The sequence below is a fragment of the Kordiimonas sp. genome (genome assembly GCF_048260245.1).
In the GTDB taxonomy this organism is placed as follows: Bacteria; Pseudomonadota; Alphaproteobacteria; order Sphingomonadales; family Kordiimonadaceae; genus Kordiimonas.
In genome coordinates this window covers 23,221-44,919 of sequence record NZ_JBLXGZ010000021.1, presented here as the reverse complement: position 1 = coordinate 44,919, position 21,699 = coordinate 23,221, and the positions used below count along the sequence as shown (strand labels likewise).

At 53.4% G+C, this 21,699-nt stretch carries 11 protein-coding genes; 3 read left to right on the top strand and 8 right to left on the bottom strand.

Annotated features, from left to right (window positions below; all coding sequences use genetic code 11):
- The first annotated feature begins 248 nt into the window (after nt 1-248).
- Together ACN0VM_RS11630 and ACN0VM_RS11625 are read left to right on the top strand one after the other, a co-directional pair.
- Entirely contained in the window at nt 249-2,774 is a 2,526-nt protein-coding gene (locus ACN0VM_RS11630) for a TonB-dependent receptor (protein ID WP_417451053.1), read from the top strand.
- Between the two features lie 86 nt (nt 2,775-2,860).
- Complete coding sequence (locus tag ACN0VM_RS11625) at nt 2,861-4,840, top strand: sulfotransferase (RefSeq protein ID WP_417451052.1); 1,980 nt, start codon at nt 2,861-2,863, stop codon at nt 4,838-4,840.
- A gap of 47 nt (nt 4,841-4,887) precedes the next feature.
- Here the strand turns inward: ACN0VM_RS11625 and ACN0VM_RS11620 are convergent, their stop codons facing one another.
- The 7 genes from ACN0VM_RS11620 to glk all read right to left on the bottom strand — a co-directional run bounded on the left by ACN0VM_RS11620 (nt 4,888) and on the right by glk (nt 17,221).
- Nucleotides 4,888-6,864, bottom strand: a complete 1,977-nt coding sequence (locus tag ACN0VM_RS11620; RefSeq protein WP_417451051.1) for a BCCT family transporter — start codon at nt 6,862-6,864, stop codon at nt 4,888-4,890.
- 275 nt (nt 6,865-7,139) lie between these two features.
- Nucleotides 7,140-9,449, bottom strand: a complete 2,310-nt coding sequence (locus tag ACN0VM_RS11615; RefSeq protein ID WP_417451050.1) for a beta-N-acetylhexosaminidase — start codon at nt 9,447-9,449, stop codon at nt 7,140-7,142.
- Nucleotides 9,450-9,626: 177 nt separating this feature from the next.
- Nucleotides 9,627-11,141 carry a tryptophan halogenase family protein gene (locus ACN0VM_RS11610; RefSeq protein ID WP_417451049.1) on the bottom strand — a complete coding sequence of 505 codons (1,515 nt, stop codon included), beginning with the start codon at nt 11,139-11,141 and terminating at the stop codon, nt 9,627-9,629.
- Between the two features lie 8 nt (nt 11,142-11,149).
- Nucleotides 11,150-12,733, bottom strand: a complete 1,584-nt coding sequence (locus ACN0VM_RS11605; protein ID WP_417451048.1) for a tryptophan halogenase family protein — start codon at nt 12,731-12,733, stop codon at nt 11,150-11,152.
- A 24-nt stretch (nt 12,734-12,757) separates the two neighbouring features.
- The gene (locus ACN0VM_RS11600; protein ID WP_417451047.1) at nt 12,758-13,462 is read right to left on the bottom strand and encodes a SapC family protein; all 705 of its coding nucleotides are present in this window, start codon (nt 13,460-13,462) and stop codon (nt 12,758-12,760) included.
- 95 nt (nt 13,463-13,557) lie between these two features.
- Nucleotides 13,558-16,119 carry a TonB-dependent receptor gene (locus ACN0VM_RS11595; protein ID WP_417451046.1) on the bottom strand — a complete coding sequence of 854 codons (2,562 nt, stop codon included), beginning with the start codon at nt 16,117-16,119 and terminating at the stop codon, nt 13,558-13,560.
- A gap of 112 nt (nt 16,120-16,231) precedes the next feature.
- Nucleotides 16,232-17,221 carry a glucokinase gene (gene glk / locus ACN0VM_RS11590; RefSeq protein WP_417451045.1) on the bottom strand — a complete coding sequence of 330 codons (990 nt, stop codon included), beginning with the start codon at nt 17,219-17,221 and terminating at the stop codon, nt 16,232-16,234.
- 474 nt (nt 17,222-17,695) lie between these two features.
- On the opposite strand from glk, the gene ACN0VM_RS11585 reads away from it, so the two are divergent.
- Nucleotides 17,696-18,730 (top strand): LacI family DNA-binding transcriptional regulator, encoded by a 1,035-nt coding sequence (locus ACN0VM_RS11585; protein WP_417451044.1) that lies wholly within the window; start codon nt 17,696-17,698, stop codon nt 18,728-18,730.
- Nucleotides 18,731-18,736: 6 nt separating this feature from the next.
- Here ACN0VM_RS11585 and ACN0VM_RS11580 read toward each other — a convergent pair whose 3' ends face one another.
- Nucleotides 18,737-21,556, bottom strand: coding sequence for a phosphoenolpyruvate carboxylase (locus ACN0VM_RS11580; protein ID WP_417451043.1), 2,820 nt, complete (start codon nt 21,554-21,556; stop codon nt 18,737-18,739).
- Nucleotides 21,557-21,699 lie beyond the last annotated feature (143 nt).

The following is a 21,699-nucleotide window of genomic DNA, read 5'->3' as shown; positions in this document are numbered from 1 at the left end:
AAGCTACAATCTCCAAGAGTATGCTTTGTGTTCTATTGATTTTTTGCAACACTGCTTGCCGCCTTGACCGATAAACTTATTTTTTATCAATTACATTCATCGACAGCCCGCTTGAAAATCCCTATAACTTTCTTCGTACTCAAATAATAAATTTAATAATTATCCTTTGCATTTGCGTAGCCGTGCTGACAACGGCTTAGGGCTGGGTCCTATGCGTGCATAAACAAAAAAATAGGAGACGCTCTGTCATGAACGCTAGGAAGGCACTGAAATTAAGCCTTTTAACATCCGCCTCAATATTGGCGCCTATCACATCTGCCTCCGCAGAAAGTGCTGCAGGCGGCCGCATCGAAGAGGTCGTTGTTACCGCAACAAAACGTGCCGAGAGCACACAGGACATTCCTGTTGCTGTGCAGGCCATGGGTATGACCGCGCTTGAGCAAACAGATGTGGATGTGTTTACCGACTACCTGCTCCAATTGCCCGGCGTATCCGCAGGCGGTAGTGGACCTGGCCAAGGCACGATTTACATCCGCGGTCTGGCTTCCACCACTCCGAACCTGACAACCGCTGGCGTTGCGGGCCTAGCTCCAAATGTTGCACTCTATCTTGACGAACAGCCTGTAACGCAGGTGGGCCGCAACCTTGACGTATACGCCGCCGACCTGAACCGTATTGAAGTGCTGCCCGGATCACAGGGCACTCTGTTTGGGGCCAGTTCTCAGGCGGGTACCATACGGTTGATCACCAACAAACCTGATACGCTTGAGTTTCAGGCCAAGGTTTCAGGCGGCCTCTCTTTCACCAAAGGCGGTGAGATGAGTGAGAAGGTCGAAGCAATGGTCAACTTCCCAATTGCAGAGGATAAGTTCGCTGTACGTGGCGTCTTTTATGTGGATAACCAAGGCGGCTATATCGACAACGTACCCGGCACAATAACGGCTGCCCGAAGCGCCCGCTTTGCGGGGTCAGTAGACCGCCCGAATGGTGTGCCGACATCGCCCGGTTTCCAGGCCGGAGCCGACTTGTCTGACGTTACCTTCCTTGAAGCAAACAATCAGGCATTGGTCGAAGAAAATTTCAACGATGCATCCTATACTGGCGCGCGGGTAAGCGCTGTTTACTATCCAAACAGCGACTGGTCGGTAAACATGAGCCACACCCGCCAACGCATCGATAGCGAGGGCGTCTTCTTCTATGATCCTGAACTTGATGACGAGGATGACCTGTCCGTACAGCGTTACTCACCGGACGAGATCATGGACGATTTCAACAACACCGCGCTGACAGTAGAAGGTCGGTTGGGTGCACTTGAAATGGTGTATGCCGGGGCTTACCTCAACCGCGATACCGACCAGACAGTCGACTACACCGACTATCTTTTCGTAGGTCAGTATCTGCCGTATTATATCTGTGACGCTTCCGTAAGCTATCCCGGCGATGCTGCGCCATCAGGCACATGCCAAGCGCCGAACCTTTATGTGGCATCGGAAACTGAAACAAAAGTTTGGACCCACGAACTGCGTTTCAATACGCCTTCAGAAAAACGTCTACGCGGTACATTCGGTGGGTTTTATAGCGACCAGAAGCTGGTTGAGCGTAACGATTTCACCTATCCAGGCTCCATCAACGTGCAAGGCTATGGCCCGGGTGAAGTTGGGTTCCCGCAAAATGGTCCCCTACCCGGTTCAAGCGTTAGCGACCCGACCCCAAGACCACAAGGTGTGATTTTCTTTAACGACATCACCCGCACCGACAAACAGGTTGGCCTGTTCGGGGAAGCAACTTTCGACCTTATTCCGGACACGCTTTCGATCACAGGTGGCGCCCGCTGGCATGACGTAGACGTACGCCTGAAAGGCAGCGCCAATTCATCTTTCAATAACCTTTTCTATCAGGAAGATGTGAACGACTTCGGCACCAATCTTGATACCCAGTTTGATGGTACTCAGGTAATCAACGGCGTCCCCGTGCCAAAGGGGGCAGAAGCCAAAGGCTGGGTGTTCAAAGGTAACGTATCCTGGACACCGAATGAGAACACGCTGTTCTACTTCACCTATTCCGAAGGCTTCCGTCCGGGCCTACCCAACAGACCAGCAGGTGCCGGGGGTGGTGCTGTTCCTGCTGTGGTGCGTACTGACGAGGTGGTCAACTATGAATTTGGCTGGAAACTTGACCTTCTGGATAATTCGCTCCGCTTCAACGGTAGCGCTTTCTTTGTCGACATCAAGGACCTTCAGACCACGATTTTTGACCCGACAGTGACCAACCTGTTCTTCTCTGACAATGCAGCGAATGCCGAGATCAAGGGAATTGAAGGCGATGTGACCTGGGTCCCTCAAAGTGTGCCGGGCCTGTCAGTTTTCGGGGCCTTCTCCTTCCTGGATACAGAGATCACTGAGCTGGTTGGCGCCAGTGTAGCGATAGCTGGCCCAGGCGAAGAACTCTCATATGCGCCGAATTTCCAGACAAACTGGCGTGCACGTTATGAGTGGTTCATCACCGAAGACCTGGAAGCTTTCATTCAACCCTCCATCGCTTATTCTGCGTCTTCTTGGTCGGACATTGTACTCATCAACAGAGCCAAACAGGATAGTTATGTGCTTGCTGGTCTTTCCTTCGGGATTCGCAAGGACAACTGGATGTTTGAAGTGTTCGGTGAAAACCTGACAGACGAACGTGCGCAACTGAACAATAACCTGGTGTTCGACCATGAGCGCATTTCAACCAACCGGCCACGCACATTCGGTGTCCGCTTCTCTGTAGACTACTAGGCCACAGATCAGAAAACACTTGAAGGCGCTCCACATCGGGCGCCTTCTCTCTTCCCCACCCGGTCGACAGGCCCTATGGTAAGCCTATGCAGCAAACCTCCCACATCACCGCGCTTAAAAAGGTACAGACGGCGATTTATGATGGCCGGTTTGGTGATGCGCTCACCATGCTGACCACAGCCCTTGACGCCAATCCTGTCGACCTTGATGCGCTTTATATGAAGGCCGTGTGCGAACGCTATTTAGGCGACACCGACAGCACGCTTGAAACGCTAAACCAGCTTAAGGAACTTGCGCCTGATTTTGGCAGGGCACTGCAGGAAGAAGGCCATGTATTCAGGGCGCTTGGGCAATCCAAAAAGGCGTTGACAGCTTACCGCCTGGCATGCCGTGCAAACCCCGCCCTGATTGCCAGTTGGCAGGCCCAAGCCGAACTCTTGCAAAACGCTGGTGAAATGGCAGCAGCCCAGCAGGCCGCTGCGCAAGCGACAAGGCTCGCGAAACTACCGCGCAAGCTGCAAGCAGTGACCAATTTTATTTATGAAGACAAGCTCCTCAAAGCGGAAAAACTGTGCCGGGCCTTTCTTAAGGGAAACCCCAAACATACCGAAGGAATGCGCCTTCTGGCAGACATTGGCACACGCTTCGGCGCGCTTGAAGAGGCCGAGTTTTTATTGGAAAGCGCGCTGGCTTTTGAGCCTGCGAACATTCAGGTACGGCTGGACTATATCGCGGTACTACGGAAGCGACAAAAGTTTGAGGATGCTCTGGCTCAGGCTAAAACCCTGTATGAGAGCGCGCCGGAAAACCCTGTCTTCCAGAGCCATTTCGCAATCGAGAGCCTACAGGCCGGCGACTATGACACCGCATTGAAAACCTTTGAAAAGATTCTTAAAATCCTGCCTGCCGATGCTGCAACGCTGACCTCCCAAGGCCATGCCCTTAAAACCATTGGCCGGCAGGAGGAAGCCATTGCCTCATATCTGGCGGCGGTGAAAGCCCAACCCGATCATACCGATGCATATCACGCACTGGCAAACCTGAAAACATACCGCTTCGAAGGTCCGGAACTGAATGCAATGCTGGCGCAGGCCTCGTCTGCGGCATTGCCGCTCGACAGCCGTATCCAGCTGAATTTTGCACTGGGCAAAGCGTTTGAAGACCGGGAGGACTATGGGCGTTCTTTCAGCCACTATGAAACCGGCAACAAGCTAAAACATCTTCAATGCCGCTATAGCGCCGACCAAATGGAAGAAGAACTGACGGTACAGGCAGAAGTTTGTACCGCCGAGCTATTCGACAAGTTCAGCGGCAACGGCAACCCGGCCCCAGACCCTATTTTTATTGTTGGTCTGCCGCGTGCAGGCTCTACCCTGCTGGAACAAATCCTGGCATCACATAGCCAGGTGGACGGTACGATGGAGTTGCCAAACATTCTGTCGCTCGCCCATAAGCTCCGGGCGCAACGGCATACCCGCGCGGAAGACGGTTACCCGAAAAACCTGTGGCAAATGGAGGCCAAGCAGCTTGAAGCCATGGGCGCTGCTTATCTCACTGACACCCGTGTCCACCGCCAAGGCGCACCCTTCTTCATCGACAAAATGCCCAATAACTTCCGCCATATCGGCTTGATCAACCTGATTCTACCTAACGCCAAGATCATTGACGCCCGACGGGATGCTATGGCCTGTTGTTTTTCTGGCTTCAAACAGCTGTTTGCCGAAGGGCAGGAATTCACATACGGGCTGGAGGAAATGGGCCGTTATTATCGGGACTATGTCAAACTGATGGACCACTGGGACCGGGCATTGCCAGGCAAGATACTGCGCGTTAGGTATGAAGATGTGGTCGAGGACCTGGACACGGAGGTCCGGCGCATTCTTGATTTTTGCGGCCTCGCATTTGAAGAAGCCTGTCTAAACTTTCACAAGACACAGCGATCGGTTCGCACGGCAAGCTCCGAACAGGTACGCCAGCCAATTAATCAAAAAGGGCTGGAGCCATGGCGCCCGTTTAATGAACATCTGGCTCCGCTGAAAAAAGCACTTGGACCGCTTGCTCAATAAACAGCAATATTCGATGCGGCATTACGCCCTCAAACCTGAAAGCTTCGTTATGCCCGGACAATGTTCAGGAAGTGAACGTGCTTGTCATATTGACTGAGGATGTCGTGGATCAACTGATCCTGCGAAAAACCAAACACACCATAGTGCTGACTGCCTTCCAGCAGGTGGACTTCCGCCCAATAAAAACGCTTACTTTGTGTCCCCTTACCCGTGTATGAAAAATCAGGCTGCAGCAATGGCCGAACCTCAATCGAATAGAGAAAGTCGATCTCATCGCCATGCAGGATACGGATTTCGGTCCCATCCTCGGATAATTCCACTTCTGCAGCATGGTCACAGCCCCGCATTTCAACCGCCACCTTTTCAAGGGCGGGTCTAACGGTTTCCATGACAAAAGCATCCATTTCCGCACGTGTTGGATAACTTAAAAGCGCGTCCAGGCGCTGCTTCCATGAGCCGCTGCCACCAACGATTTGTACATCAGGTGCCACACGCGCGCCCATGGCCTTGGCCGCTTCCATCCGAAGCCCACGCATCATCCCCATACAGGCCAGAGCGATCACCAGGGTGAATGGGAGCGCGGTGGCTATCGTGGCAGTTTGTAATGCTCCCAAGCCTCCGGTGAACATTAGCACCGCGGCGACAACGCCCTCGGTCACAGCCCAGAACACGCGGGTCCAGACAGGTGGGTTCATGTGGCCACCCGACGTGATGGTGTCAATGACCAGCGACCCTGAATCCGAAGATGTAACAAAAAAGGTAACGATCAGAAAAATTGCAATAAAGGATACGATATTTGAGAGCGGTAACTGCTCAAAAAATGCAAACAAACCCAGAGGCATATTTGCCGCCACAGCATCGGCCAGGCCCGCCCCGGCCATTTCAAACGACAGGGCGCCATTGCCAAAAGCAGTCATCCAGATAAATGTAAAAATTGAAGGTACCAGAAGCACGCCAAACACAAATTCCCGGATCGTGCGGCCGCGTGAGATGCGAGCAATGAAAATTCCAACGAAAGGAGACCAACTGATCCACCATCCCCAGTAGAACAGCGTCCAGCTTGCCATCCATTCATGATCGCCCGTATAGGCATTCAAGCGGAAGCTACGTTCAACGACAGTCCCTATATACAGCCCCAAATTTTGTACAAAGCTATTGAAAAACAGCACAGTTGGACCAAGCACAATAACAAACAATAACAGGAGGACCGCCAGAATCATATTCAACTCAGACAGGCGTTTAATACCCGCATCAAGGCCTGACACCACTGAAATCGTGGCGAAGGTGGTGATGGTAGCGATCAGGATCACTTGTACAGTTGAAGTGATCGGAACATCAAACAAATGATTCAACCCTGCATTAACCTGCGATACACCGACCCCCAGTGACGTAGCCACACCAAAAAGCGTACCGATGACCGCCAAAACATCGATCGCGTGACCAATCGGGCCAAAAATTCGCTCGCCAATCAGAGGATAAAGCGCTGACCGAATTGTAAGCGGCAACCTGTGGCGGAAACTGAAATAAGCCAATGCCAAGCCCACCACCGCATATACGGCCCACGCATTGATGCCCCAGTGGAAAAAGGTAATCTGCATGGCCTCTTTCGCGGCCTCAATGGTGCGCGGGTCCGCATCTGGTGGCGCCAGATAATGCATCAGCGGTTCAGCGACACCAAAAAACAGAAGCCCGATGCCGATACCTGCGGAAAACAACATCGCAAACCAGGAGATGAAACTATATTCAGGGCGCGAATGGTTAGGGCCCAAGCGGGTTTGCCCATGCCGACTGAACCCTAAATATAGGCAGAACACAAGAAAACCTGTGACCGCCAACATGTAAATCCATCCTGCGGTTTTCGATATCCAAGCCTGAACAGCGCCAAAAAAAGTTGCCGCATTGTCGCCCATCAAAATGGTGGCGATGACAAGAAGGCCAATAACTATTGCCGCCGGGAAAAACACGGGTGGCGAAATGCCCCACTTATTACGTGATTTTTGTGTCCCGTCAGTCTGAGAATACATCGGCACCCCTTTTAAAGTTTCGCTCTCTAACTATAATCAGAGAGGCCTGACATCTAAGGCCCCTATAAAAAATACCTTAATTCAACAGTTTATCCAATTATCATTCTGTTAAATGAACCTTTCTGTCAGTCTTAACTATTCGAACTCAACATAACAAGGCCCAACAATATCAATAGCAAGGAATGCGAACAGGCACCGAAGCGCTAAAGTCTGCAATCTAGCGTTTACGTCCTTATTAGAAAGCTGACCGCTTCCCGCCCTTCATCGTGGGTTTGTTAGCGCCGTTCCAGCTGCACCCAGTCGAGCGCCCACAAGGGTTCATAGTGGCTTGCCGCCACCTGAAAGCACAGCGCCTGCGCCTCTGCTGCACCCTCCAGCGGGGCCTCAAGTGTCGTCACGCCGTAGTGTTTGCTCGCCACTTCCAAGGGCAAGCGCGCCAGTTCCATACCGCTATCACAGCTATCCTTAAAGACGACAATTTCACCTGCCTCGGTTTGCGGCTCCTTCAGTTCAACCTTGTTGATCAGATCCCCGATCTGAAAATTATACGGCAGGTTGCCAACACTGATCCGGACCCCGGTCACCCCCGCCATATCCGGTGCTTCATAGACCCAGCACGGTTTGACGATATCGATCAGGAAGTTGGCGCGTTCACCATCTCGCGGCCAATCATCATCCAGCTTGATGGCAAGGTCTGCGGAACACAGCGCCAGTTCATCCTCGTTACGGAAAGTGCGGGAGGACCAGTCCAGCTCCTGCTCACGCACGTGTGACAAGGCTGTGCCTTGATAGAAACTGGCGGCACGCACCACCGCATCGTCCCCCAGCACCAACGGTGCCTGGTAGACCGGGCTGGCCGCATTTGGCTCACCTCCGTCCAGCGTATACCGAATGATACCCTGCCCTGACTGGGTATCAAGTGTAACGGTATGCTTGCCACCCGTTGCCGGGCTTACATCAAAGCGCACCGCATAGGTGCTGTCAGCAGGGTGCAGTCCGATAGCCTTCAACCGCGCCATATGGGGCATCAGGCGGCGAGCAAAATCATCAAACGGTTTAGCGCCTTCGGGAGACCAGACACGCTCCGCCAGCGCGAGCGCGCGCGGAAACGCCATTTTTTCAACACGCTCTTCGGTGCGCATATGCTCCGTGAAGACGGTTACCTGCGCCCCAAGCACGGCCTTTGCTTCCTCGTCTGACAAACCCTCAAATGGATCAAACTCATAAATGTCCTGAAGGGTTTGCACATGGTCGCGCCCCGGAGGTTCATCCGGCAGGTAACTCTGGCGGTAATCGGTATAATAAATCGGGCTTGGTGCCATCACAACCTGACGACCCGCCTTCGCCGCTTCCACCCCGCCCTTGATGCCGCGCCATGACATGATTGCGCTGTCGGCGATTGAGCCGCCTTCGAGGATTTCATCCCAGCCGATCAGACGACGGCCACGCTCGGCCAGATAGTTGGCAAAATGGCGGGTGAAATAGGGCTGAACTTCATGCACATTCTCAATACCCAGTTCTTCCATGCGCTCTTTGATACGCGCGGAGTTTTCCCATTGCCTGGTGGCAACTTCATCCCCGCCGATATGCACAAATGTGCTGGGGAACAACGCAAGCACTTCATCCATCACATCTTCAAGGAAGGTGATTGTCGCTGGTTCAAGGTTGAAGGTGCTATAGTATATGCCCCAGTCTGAACCCACAGCTTCCACTGGCTCTGTCCCGAATTCAGGGTAGGCCGCCACGGCTGCTGATGCGTGGCCGGGCAAGTCAATCTCCGGCATCACGGTGATGAAGCGCTCAGCGGCATAGGCCACCACGTCCTTCACCTGTTCCTGCGTATAAAAACCACCATACAGACGCGGCTCTCCTGTGGCGGGGTCTATGTCCGCCTGCGGTGCGTCACCTGCCGGCACACGCCACGCACCGATGCTTGTCAGCTTGGGGTATTTTTTAATCTCAATCCGCCAGCCCTGATCGTCCGTCAGGTGCCAGTGGAACACATTCATTTTGTGAACGGCCATCCAGTCGATGAAGTTTTTCACAAAGTCCACGCTGCGGAAATGGCGGCTGACATCCAGCATGGCGCCGCGCCATTCAAGCCGTGGGCTGTCCGTGATCTCCACGAACGGCATGAAGGTGCCGTGCGCCTGTGGGTCAGCCAGTTGCCAAAGCGACATGGCACCATAGAAAAAACCTTCGTCCGTGCTAGCCTGAACGATGCCCCCCTTGGCATCAACCGCAAGATTGTAGGCACCAGTTCCCATGGCGCCACTCGCCCGTGCAAACCGGATGCCCGCGCGGTTATCTCCCCCTTCAATAACCGTCAGGGTCAGGCCTGTCGTAGTGCGCAATTTGTCAGCCAGATATGCTGCTGTGCGGGCCAACACCTTGTCACCCGCGGGCACCGCAATGCTGGTATTGGCGGTCAGTTCAAAACTGCCCTCGCGAGTTTCAAGCTGCGCCGGCGCCGGGATAATTGCAGGTGCCTGTATAGTTTGTGCGGTGCCCTCCTCGCGGCAGGCTATCAGGAACCCCGACAACACAAGTGACACCGCGACCGTTACCAGCAATTTCATTTTCATCGTCTTCCCCCGGCCCAAGGCCCCTAACTCACTATCAGTATAAAAAATGGGCGGTGCAGTGTCCTACACCGCCCAGTTCCCCAATGTTCAGCCGAAATTCGACTGATTGGCTGGAAACAGGCTCCCGTGGGAGGTCATGCCCGGAGCCTGCAACCATCCTGGTGCACCGTGCGGGTGCTAAACTCGCAGTTTCTGCAAATAGGCGTCGTGGGGCATTGTCGCCGCCAGCGCCTGTTTGCTCATATTCCTGACCCCCGCAAACAACCCCTCTACCGCCACGTCACTCATGCAGAAATTCAGCTTCGGATAATGCTGCATGCCGTAAAGGATGTAGCGGTAGTTCTCGTCTGAAAACGTAGTCGAAAAGCTGCCCGCAAGGTCATGAAACTCACAAACCTTGTGCCGCCAGACCTCAAGCTGGGCTTCAAGCCACGGCACCTCTTTCACCGTTGCTGGCGCGGCGCGCCAGAAGTCACTATCGTCCCGGTCTGTCAGGCAATAGTGCAATACGATGAACTGCTTGAGATCCTGATAAAAGCCACGCATCAGACGGTTGAAGCTGTCGCGACTGGCCCGTGCGGGACTATCCGCCAGCAAGTGTGTGCCCATCAACCCTGCCGCTAGATTAATAAGGTGTAGACCGGTGGATTCAAGCGGTTCGATGAAGCCACCCGCAAGGCCAGTGGCAATGCAGTTGCCAACCCAGAATTCTTCCCGGCACCCTACCTTCATATTCAGATGTGTGCATTTCAGTATCTGGGAGTGCGGCCCAAGGAAATCTCGCAACTCGGCCTCTGCCGCTTCACTTGACAGCCTGTTACCGTCATAGACGTAGCCTGAGCCCTGCCGGCCCGTGAGGTCAATCTGCCACGCCCAACCGTTCGACAGCGCGGTTGCCGTCGTATAGGGTTTTGGGGCTTCGTCCGCTGCCAACTCCCGCTGGATTGCCACGGCTTTGTTGCACGGCAATGCGTCGGTGAACGAGTTCCAGTTGTCCGCCTTCAGCTTGTCGATCAACAGCCCACGGAAGCCGGTGCAATCAAGGAAAAAAGCCCCCTCGAAACGCTGCTTCCCCGCGATGACCGCTGCGATATTGTCGCCCTTAACCTGGACATCGGTGATCGTTGCCTCAACATGTTTCACACCCGCCTCAACCGCCTTGCGCCGCAGGAACCGCGCCAGCATGGTGGCGTCGATATGATAGCCGTAGGGCACCACCCCCTGATAGGCAGGGGAATTGGGGCCCTTTGGCCCATGCCCCGCACGGATGAGGGCGGCGCTCAGGCTCACGCCTTCATCGTAACGCTCGACCGCGTCACGGCCCGCGACCATCCAGGCGCTTGAAATATCAATGCCCCGGCCAAGCTTCTGCTGTTCAAACGGGTGGAAATATTCGTGGGTTTTGCCGCCGCGCGGTTTCATCCAGTTCCGGAAGAGTATCCCGGTCTTGAGTGTACCATTCGTTTCCCGTAGCAGTTCTTCTTCATCCAGCCCCATGGCAGCGAGGAAGAAGCGCACACTATGCACCGTTGCTTCCCCCACGCCAATGATGCCGATATCCGGGCTTTCAATGACCGTGATGTCAAAGTTCTGCCGCTCGCGGTTGAACAGGCGGTTAAGATAGGCCGCCGTCATCCAGCCTGCAGAGCCCCCACCCACGATCACCAGTGATTTAGGTTTCTGCGTGTCCATAAAGCCCCCTAAACTCGCTGCAACCCATAGTGTTTGATACGTGCGATAAGCTCGCGGTGCGGTAACAGGCCTGATGCCAGATGCTCGGCATAGGACCGCATGCGCCTGAAGTATTCCTGCGACGCCGCGCCCTCCTGATAACGTGATTTGAGCGGCGCCATGTTGGTCTCAAACCCCATGCCGTATAGTACATAGAGATAATTATCGAGGTTGAAGACATCGAGTTTGGACGCAAAGTCATAGCTGCTGGGTGGCTGGTCACGCCAGACGGCGAGGTTTTCAAGCAAGCTGTCCGGAATACTGGCCTTGTCGCGGTTATCCCGCCAGAACTGGCTATCATCCCGCTGTGACAGGCAATAGTGCAGCTTGATAAAATCGATCACCCGGTCCCACGCATTGCGGACGCGAGCATTGAAACGGGTGGCGAGTGTATCCATCGCCCGCCGGTGCGCCGGGAACTGGTCCGCCAGCATACGCGCAGTTGCGTCATAAATCAGGATGCCCGTGGCTTCCAGCGGTTCCACAAAACCCTGCGAAAGCCCGATTGCCACACAATTTTTGACCCAGTATTTTTCACGGTAGCCAATCCGCATGGGGATGCGACGGCAATCAAGCTTGTCTGCCATGTCACCGACGCTCGTGCGCAGGTAGTTTCGCAAAACCTCTTCCGCTCGGTCATGCTCCGTGTGCCGGGCGCTGTAGACATAGCCCGTACCGCGCCGGGCCGACAGCCCGATATCCCAAATCCATCCGGCTTCTCTGGCCGTCGCAAGGGTATGGCACGGTATTGGCTCATTTTCGCTCAAGTACGGCACCTGCGCGGCCAACGCATGGTCCACAAAAAGCACATCGTCCTTGGAGATGAAACCGACCCCCATGGCCTTTTCAATCAGGAGCGAGGCAAAACCGGTGCAGTCAACAAAGAGATCGGCTTCCAGCGCGCCTTCGCTGTCTGTCATCACTGCGGATATATCGCCATCCCTTGATAGTTTCACATCCGTAACGTTAGTGATCTTGTGGGCGACCCCCAGCCTTTCCGTGGCATGTTTGGTCAGGAAGGCAGCGAACTTGGCGGCATCCAGATGATAAGCGTAATTGACCGCCCCGTCATATTCGGTGTGCGTCATCACCTTCGGGCCAAAGTTACCTTCACACAGATACTCCTGCACCGACACGGCATCCGCAAAGGACGTGTTACTCACCTCCCCCATCAGCCAATAGGGTGTGGGGTCCAGTGTGCGTCGGTCAGGGTAGTCAAACACATGGTGGTAGGCATGACTTTCGCCCGCTCGCGGCGCGTGAAGCCAATCTACAAATTTGATGCTTTGTTTGAACGTCACATCACAGTCGCGCACAAAGTCTGTCTCGCGAATGCCAAGATGCTCGAGCGAGGCACGGATCGCCGGAACCGTGCCTTCACCCACACCAATGGTAGGAATATTGGCACTTTCAATAAGGGTGACCTTCACCCCGTCCGGCGTATCCGGCCTCAGGGAACGGGCAAGATGGCAAGCGGTCAACCAGCCGGCGGTGCCACCACCGACGACAAGAACATGCTTGATGTTTTTCTGCCCGCTGCCATCCTGCGTCATTTCAACCCCGTGCCCTCAATTCCATTAACCCCGTTCGGTCTTGAGTTGGCCAAGTCGGCGCATCTGGTTGAGCGAGATAAGATGCGCGTATATCACTGGCAGAAAACCCCGCCTCTTGAGATCCATAAACTTCTCGTCAGGCAACGCACCCAGTTTTTCCTCATCGACAAAATAGATGCCTGACAAGTTGATCTTTTCCTCACCAACATCAATGTTGAGCGTACGCTCAACAAGCAACTCCATCTCGGCCAGCAAAGCCATAAAGCCTTGGGTGACCTGGCTATGCTCAAAATATGTCTCAACGCCTTTTTGGCGCTTTTTGAGATATTCAGTCGGTTGACCGTCTTCGCCAAAGAGCAGTTCGCCCTCATCGTCATCGGCAAGGGTGCTTTCTTCATTAACCGCAAGAATAAGTTGCTCCTGATTATGACTGTTTGGCATCAGCCTAAAGGGAGACTGGGTAAGGATAGCCGGTACATACATACCAAGCCACTTGCCGTCTTTTGTGTACAGGTTTTCACCGGGCTTGATGCCCAACATGGCAACTGCCTGAAACTGACCTGTGTCAGTGTTTTTTACAAAAACAACAGGCATATCCGTGGCAGCCGCCACAAATTCATGCACAACAAGCGGAATAATATGCTCGCCTTCAACGAGGTGAAACTCAGCCCCGTCCTTGACTTTCAGTTTGCTGTGCTGATCAGGATGCAAAGGTACAATACGCGCCACAGGTCGCTCCCATATTGGAATTAAAATTGATCAGCCAACTTATACCGGTTGAGGAGAAAAGGGGAGTATATCTCCCCTTTTTCTTTGGCCTACATCTAGAGCTTGAAGCTGACCCCCAGCGTCACACGCCGCGCCATCTCAAACTCATATAGCGGGAAGCCTCCGGTAAAACCGCTATTGGGTGTTGCTTCCACATTGTTCCCAAACTGCTTCGAGCGGTCCTCAAGCAGGTTCACGACATCAAGGTTCAGGGAGACCTGATCGGTGATGAAGTAAGATGCACTCATATCCAGACTGCCATATGGCTTATGCAGCCGGTTGCCGTAAGAACCGGATTCGCGCAGCATATAGCTTGACCGCCAGTTGTAGGACACCCGTGTCTGAAACCTCTCAGCCTCATAATAGCCCGTCACATTGTAAGAGTGTTTGGAGCTGTCACTCAAGTAGGGGTTACCATCAACAAAGGTATCCGCATCGGTTGAGGTATCCGTATACGTATAGTTCAGGATCGCACCAAAACCATTTTGGAAGTCCTGCTGGAACTGGGCTTCAAAGCCTTTGATCGTCGCAGCCTTGCCGTTGATCTTTTCCTGCACGGTCCAGCCGTTAGCGGCCTCTTCCGCTGGCAGGTCAAACGGAATTTGCCCTGCATTTGCATGATATTCCGTGAAGTTCACGAAGTTTTTCACATCTTTCATGAACACACCCACGGAGAAGAGCGAGCCTTCAGCGAAGTACCATTCGACACCCAGATCAAACTGGTTGGCGACAAACGGCTTCAGACCCACGTTGCCAACAATCCAGAACTGGTTGTTCGGCAGGTCATCGTTGGAACCTGTCACGTTCGGGTTCACATACATATCCACATACTGTGGCCGTGCCATCGTGCGCGCCGCCGAACCACGGAGGATCACATCATCAGCCAGGTCAATCGCAATGTTGAAGCTTGGCAGAATTTCCGAATAGCTGGCTTCAGCCTCGGTCTGTGCACCATCCAGATAGTATGTAGAGGTCGCATCTGTATGCGCGTAACGAACACCAAAGTTACCGCGGAAGCCATCACCTTCAAACGCAGCCATGGCATATGCCGAGATGTTGATCTCGTCGATCTCGCTGTAGGCACCAAGGTCTTCGTTTTCACCGGTGATGCTCGCCTTTGCCCAATCCTTCAGTGCATCGGCGTCAATCTGCAGCATCTGATAATCACCCGCGCCAATGTCCATGGTGCCAAGGATCAATCCATCTGTAGAAATAGTTGGGTTGAAGCCTGCGGCCTGGATATACTCAAAGCGGCGGCTCGTGGAATTATGATCCGCGTATTTCAGGCCGGTCTTGATTGACTTCACCAGTCCAAAGTCCACATCAAACTCAAGGTCTGCCTGCGCGTATGTCTCCTGATCGGTTTTTGGCGTGCGGTTGAAGTTTGGCCCAGTGCCCATGGTCAGGCTGCCGGGATCATAACTTGAAATATCGAAGCCGTTTGTGTCCCACGTCTGTTCACCATTCGTGAAATCATAGGTGCCGCCCGGTACCGGCACGCCGCCAGAACCGTCATCAACCACCATCTCAAAGTCTGTACCGCCAGTCGATGTCGTGTGACCGCCCTGCAGTTCAAGCTGATAGCCGTCACCAGCATAGGTCGCCGTCACATCATAAACGCTGGAATTCATTGTCGCTTCACGCGGACGCGCTTGATAATACGCAAGTCCGATCGGGCCGCAAACCGGTGTGCCGTTCTGCAGGCAGTTATCAGGCACATCGACACCCGACCAGGACGTATTTCCTTGCGTCAGCCACAGCGCATAGTTGGTGTTATCGGCGCGCATCTTCATGTCCATGTAGTTGGCGACGATATCAAGATTCTCTGTCGGGCGGAATTGAGCTGTCGCTGTAATAGCAGAACGACGGCGATCCTGCTCAAATGCCACAGGGCCTGCGCCCCATTCCCAGAACGCTTCGTTGCCCTGACGCTGCAAGTGACGGCGCTGATATACACCGGAGACCATCAGGCCAAAGTTTTCCTTCTCGTTCTTCCAGCTTACAAGGCCCGAGAACTGCGGATCAATCTTGTCAGAGTCTGTCTGGTGCTGGCCTTCAACGGAACCATAGACGCTGAGCGAATCCATATCGAGCGGCTTGCGGGTGTTGATTACAACCGTACCACCGACACCGCCTTCAGCGAGATCAGCCTGTGAGCTTTTATAGACTTCAATGTTGCCAACAAGTTCAGATGGCAGCAGTTCATAGTTGAAGCTGCGCTTCGCTGGCTCAAGCACGAACCAGCCCGTTGAGGCCACATTCTGCCCGTTCAGGGTGGTGAGCGTCAGTTCGTTGCCGGCGCCCCGGATCGATACCGCAGCACCCTCGCCAAATTGACGCTGGATGGTCACCCCCGGCACGCGCTGCAATGATTCAGCGACGTTTTTGTCAGGGAATTTACCAATATCCTCAGACGAGACCGCATCAACAATCGCGTTATTGTTGCGCTTCATATCGAGGCTTTTACGCAACGCCCCTCTTATCCCCGTCACGACAATTTCTTCAAACTCCTGCACGGAGCCGTCTGCTACCTGCTCCTGTGCAAAAGCTGTGCTGGCACTACCCAACATGGCCAAAACGCTGACAGTCTGGTAGAATATTTTTTTACCCGTTTGCATATTTTCCTCCTGGTTCCCACTTTATCGGGCCAATGCCACTCCCATAACGGCACTAGCCATAAACTCCTTACTTGTTACCCACTCATCCAAGAGCCCTGAACACCCCCGTGCCTCAGTTGCTGCTTAGTGAATCCATGTACCAGCCAGCAGCGCCGATGACGCCTAACTGACCGTGCTCGATTAGGTTGACAGGAATGGCTTCCAGAAAAGGGCGCATGTCGCCCTTCGCTGTGAAGCGGTCCATGAACCCACTCTCAATGAGAAAATTTCTAATTTTTGGCAGGATGCCTCCAGCAAGATACATCCCGCCACGCGCGCCATAAGACAGCGCAAAGTTACCCACCGCACTACCCAGCATTTCACAAAAGAGAGAAAGTGCCTCGACTGCAGCGCTATCGCTGTTTGCAAGCGCGGCTTCCGATATCTCTTCCGGCGACGAAAGAGAGACCACGCGACCATTGATGGTGCCCAGCGCGTTATAAATGTTCAAAAGGCCAGGACCGGATAGTAGCTTTTCAACTGGCACAAAACCGTACTGAGACCTTAGCAGTTTGAATATTTCAACTTCGATATCTGTTTCAGGGGAGAAGCCGGACTGTCCTGCTTCTGTGTTAAGCGCTCTCGGTCCGGTCGCTCCCTGCATAAGGACAGATGCCCCAAGTCCGGTGCCCGGACCAAGCACTGCGATAGCGCCCTGTTCAGGTCGCACAGCACGGTGGTTAAGAGCAACCACATCAGCCGGGTTTAGATAAAGCGTGCCATATGCCACCGCAACGAAGTCATTGATCCCGCAAATTGCATCCAAACCCAATCGAGCGCGGATATCGGCGAGAGACACACGCCAAGGCAGATTTGCGGCAATCAGGTCATCACCAACAAAATATCCGGCGCTGGCGATCGCGGCGCCACGGATATTTCGACAATCAACCCCGGCCAGAAACTCATCCAGAATTTCGCCAAGGCTGCCATAATCGGCATTTCTAAATTTGTGATATTTGCGTATATCAAGCGGACGTGCGGTACGGTCCGCACGCGAGATGAGACTAAGTCGGGAGTGAGTTCCCCCAATATCCGCCGCAACGACAGGTGCCGTTTCAATCATTGCGGCCCCCCTTCGGGTCTATGCCGGATATATCTAGAATGATACTCAAACACATACTCTCCCCGGAGTTTTAACAAGTAATCAAACGCAGCTTTCATGTTTGCTCCTTGTCTTTTAGTTCGATTAATCCGACATCCACCCTCTCTAGAGAGGTAGAACAGAAAGCTGACTTGCTGTTCAAAGCAAACGCCTCATAGTGCCGAGTTAAATAAGCTCAAAAATGACAACGTTGTCCAATAAAATTTAAAAAAAATGTTTACGTTGTCATTTTTATGACATCGTTATCATTGCAAGTGTTTGAAAAGTAGGCCATTTGGAAGATCTTGACCGAATGGTCCACACCGTAACATTGACTAGCCCAGCCCCAGAAGCCATAAAGGTGGCAAGTTGTTTTCGTGGGAGAATCGGGCGAGCCTGCCCGGGCCGGATTTATTTAAGCGACCGCACTTCCGGTCCAGCGATCAGGGGTATTACTTGAGCAAGGCCACCATCAAAGACGTCGCCAGAGTCGCAGAAGTCTCTCTTAAAACAGTTTCTCGTGTGATCAATAACGAACCCACCGTAAAGAATGCCACGCGCACGAAAGTCCTGAAGGCAATAGAGGAACTCAGATACCAACCCGACATGTCGGCACGGAACCTGCGTGGTACCAAGTCTTATGCAATTGGTTTGGTATACGACAACCCAAATCCCTATTATGTTGTAGATGTGCAGGAAGGCGTGTTACGGGCCTGCCGCGAACTCGGTTATAGCCTGCAAATCCACCCCTGTGACGCCAAGACAGGTGATATTGTTGAGGAACTTTCGGATCTCGTGCGTAATTCACGCCTCGCGGGTTTGGTAATCGCCCCCCCTATCTCGGAAGATGATCGCATAACCGATGCATTATATGATCGCGGCATTCATTTTGTCCGAATTATTTCGGCGTCCCGCATACCAACCGGGGCTTCGCCCTGTGTATATGTCAATGACCGAGCGGCGGCCTTCGCGGTAGCCGATCACCTAATAAAAAAAGGCCACAGCAACATTGCCTTCCTGTTGGGAGAAGAGGAACACCACTCCAGCGGCGAACGCTTCGAGGGCTTCCGAATGGCGCTGGAGCAAAACGGCATTAAATTACACACAGACTTGGTTTTAAAAGGCTCATATAGCTTCGACAGTGGGTTTCGACGTGCAACATCTCTGCTGACCGGAAGCAAAAAACCAAGTGCAATTTTTGGCTGCAATGACGAGATTGCCGCTGGCGCACTTGCCGCCGCCAAGTCACTGGGCCTCAATGTACCTGGAGATGTGGCGATAGCTGGCTTTGAGAACAGTCCGTTCTCCCAACATGCACAACCACCACTCACGACGGCCGCTCAGTCGATCGCGGACATTGCCCGGCAGGCAATGATGCTGCTTATAGCCGACTTGCGCCCGCAAGCTGTGTCTGAAAACAATCGCGAACGCAAAAACGAGTTTATTCCGGAGTTGATCGTGCGCACCTCCACCGATGCAGAAGCGCGCTAAATACGGTTAGCCAAACGCGCCAGCCTTAAGCGCAATCAAGCCACTGATTTCCAACACCAGACCGTAAGCTAATTCCAGCTTATCAAAAATCTCGCGATGTGCGGCGACATACCCGGAGGATGCCCCGCCTTCATAAGTGGTTTCCTCGCCGTACACCTCATCATTGCTTTCGAAAGGGGCTTCCGGAAAAATTTTACGCAACTGGGTAATCGTGTCGGGGACTTCAAGGTGCAGCAGTTCCACCAACAACTCTTCAAGCGAAAAATCAAACCGGGTGCTGAAGCGCGGAATTTCCATCGCCTTGAGATATATATACTGAATAAGCCCGATACGGATTTGATGCAATTCAAAGAGTTCCGCATCCGGTGCACCGTCATCGAAAGCAGCTTCCATGGCCTCTTCTGAGATGCAATCTGTCAGGGTACCGGCATCACGGCGCAACTTGCGGATACATGCATCCACGGTATCTGCCTCAAACAGGTCCTCAAGCAACTTTGACAGCCGCCGCAACTGTTCGCGCCGAGCGGTAGCAGGCGTCTCGTCAGACCGGTCAAGCCAGTAGCCGGGGCTCAGGATTTTTGCATAGGATTCGATCACACCGACGTCAGAACGCGCAAGCGCATTCACCGCCAGATTAGTAACCATCTGCAGCCGGTCCGATTTAGCATGCAACGCTTCAAAAAGGTCAGGAGACCGCGCAATAGCGGTGCCGAGCCCCGCGCAACTGTTGGCCAGATAACCAAGCTGTTGCAGCACTGCATTATGTGGGATAGCGCGAATTTGCGAGATACGTTCCAAGCGCTGGTGTACTGCACCACCTGACTGGCGACGCAATGAGCGCGACCCGGTCGGATACAACAAGCTTCGTCCGATCCCGTCGATCAAGCGCACGTAGCCCTTATGGTCAGTCAGATGGTTCTGATACTCAACGAGGGTTAGGAAGAAATCAAGCGACCAACCTTTCTCATCGTAAAACGGGTCATCATCGGCGCTGTACTTGTCAAACCTTACCTCAAGAAAGTCGGTCAGGGTCGCAAGCGCAGTATCCTCTGCCAGAAACCACAGGAACCCCTCCCCGCCCTGAAAGCTGACTTCATGTTTTTCTGGCTGCTCAAGTTCCGCAAGCCACTGACGTACACGTGGCGGCTGAGTATATAGAAAGCGCTTCTTTAGACTTTCAGGATAGGCTCCACGCCCGATGCTCTCACCGTGAGTGTCAAAAAACAAAAGCTGCACATCTCCAAGGCCACGTGCTTTCCAAAGACGGATCACCCGCAATTTGAACCGCTCAATCGCCAATGTCGCTGCGGGCTGGCCGATATAACGCCCGCTGTCGGAAAAACCAAGCTGTAAACAGAAACGGCCTTGCTTCTTGATGTAAGCGAGAAAATGCGGGTTATCCAACAGCTCTGCAATGACACGATCACCGCGCTCCAGCCCCACAGCGGTCTCAAACAGGGGGGAGATTTCCACGTGACCTTCGACACCGAACAGTTTGGCATAATAAAGTGCCGTCAACAGCGTGAAAGGGGTATCCGACTCTGCCACTAGCATACGTATGCGCGTTGCGGCGTCAAAATGCTTCATGAACTGTGCCGCGGTCATAAACACCCGTTTCGCCGTCGTCTGTTCACGAGAGAGAGTGCCGTAATGCACTGACCTAGCCTCAACAGTATCTAACTTTTCTGAGATAGCAGCAAGAAAATGGCGCCGGGTCGCTGACTGATCCGGAGACTTTGTCATCTGTATTTCTGGGCCGATGGCATTGTGAAGCTGCGCTGCGTTAAGGCGGAAATGGATATGGGACAGCCCCAGCCCGATGGAACGCCACTCGGTATAAAGGGTTGCTGCAGCACACCAGCTTTCATGCGGGACGTCGAGCGTTAACAACTTTTCGAAAGCGTCGCCGATACGCGCCGCGGCTGCTTCCTTTCGGGACCGGTTCTCAACCGCGACCTGATTCAGTTTCCCAAGACTGGAGCCTGTGGCTTGATGTTCCTCCAGCGTGCGCGCTCCCATCTCAAAACACGAGCGCAGATCCTCAAAACCAGAGCGAATAGTTGCCCAACAGTTGCCCGCTTCACCGGTAAAGTCGGTCGTATTTGCCAGCGCAAGACACTCGCCAAGCCCATGGAGCGCTGACCGATACCTGAACAATAGACCAAGCGACCAATCAATATCTGTTCGACCATCAAGGTCAAACCCTACCCAACTGGCGACTGTCGCCAACCGTGGGCGTAACGTTTTATAGTCATCCGGGTATAACTTAGCCGCTTCTTTAAACACGATAGTATAGAACCGACGAATGGCGCGGCGTATGTTGCCAACCGCTATACGCGCGTATTCAAGTTCCTCATGCAGGGTCGGCGAGCGCGTCGGGTGCACTGTATCAACTTCAAGGTTTGCTGTCGCTGCGGCGACAGCATCCTTGCCGCCAGACACGGCCCCAAGGTAGGACCGGGCATAAGTCCAGGCACTGTCCGAAAGCGAGAAAGTGGGATGAGCGGTGATCACCAAGCCCGCGAGCTCATCTTCAAGCAATCTGCTGAAATTCGAGAATGGTATGACGCCTCCTTCACCGTCCTCGGCGAAGCTCCGCACCAACGCGGCAAGTCGTTCTTCATTTTCACTTCGGGAAATAGAAGTCCACTGATTAGACAACGCATCCAGGCGGGCGTCAAGGCACCTCTTCCCACGTGACGCAAGGTCCTGAGCCAATGTATCCAGATCATGCTTGCCATCCATAAGTCCGGCGGCGATATCAAACGCAGCAGCCAAATGTTGGCGCCTTGCTTCACTTTTTCCCTGGCCTGGATGGTCAAACATGCATGGTCCCTTTTGTTGGTATTTATACGAATGTCAGGTGACATCGCTGTCAATTTCGCGTGTTTTACCAGAACTCACAGCGATGTCACCTAATAAAGTGTCTCAATACACTCCATTTTAGCATATTTTATTACGCGAATGTG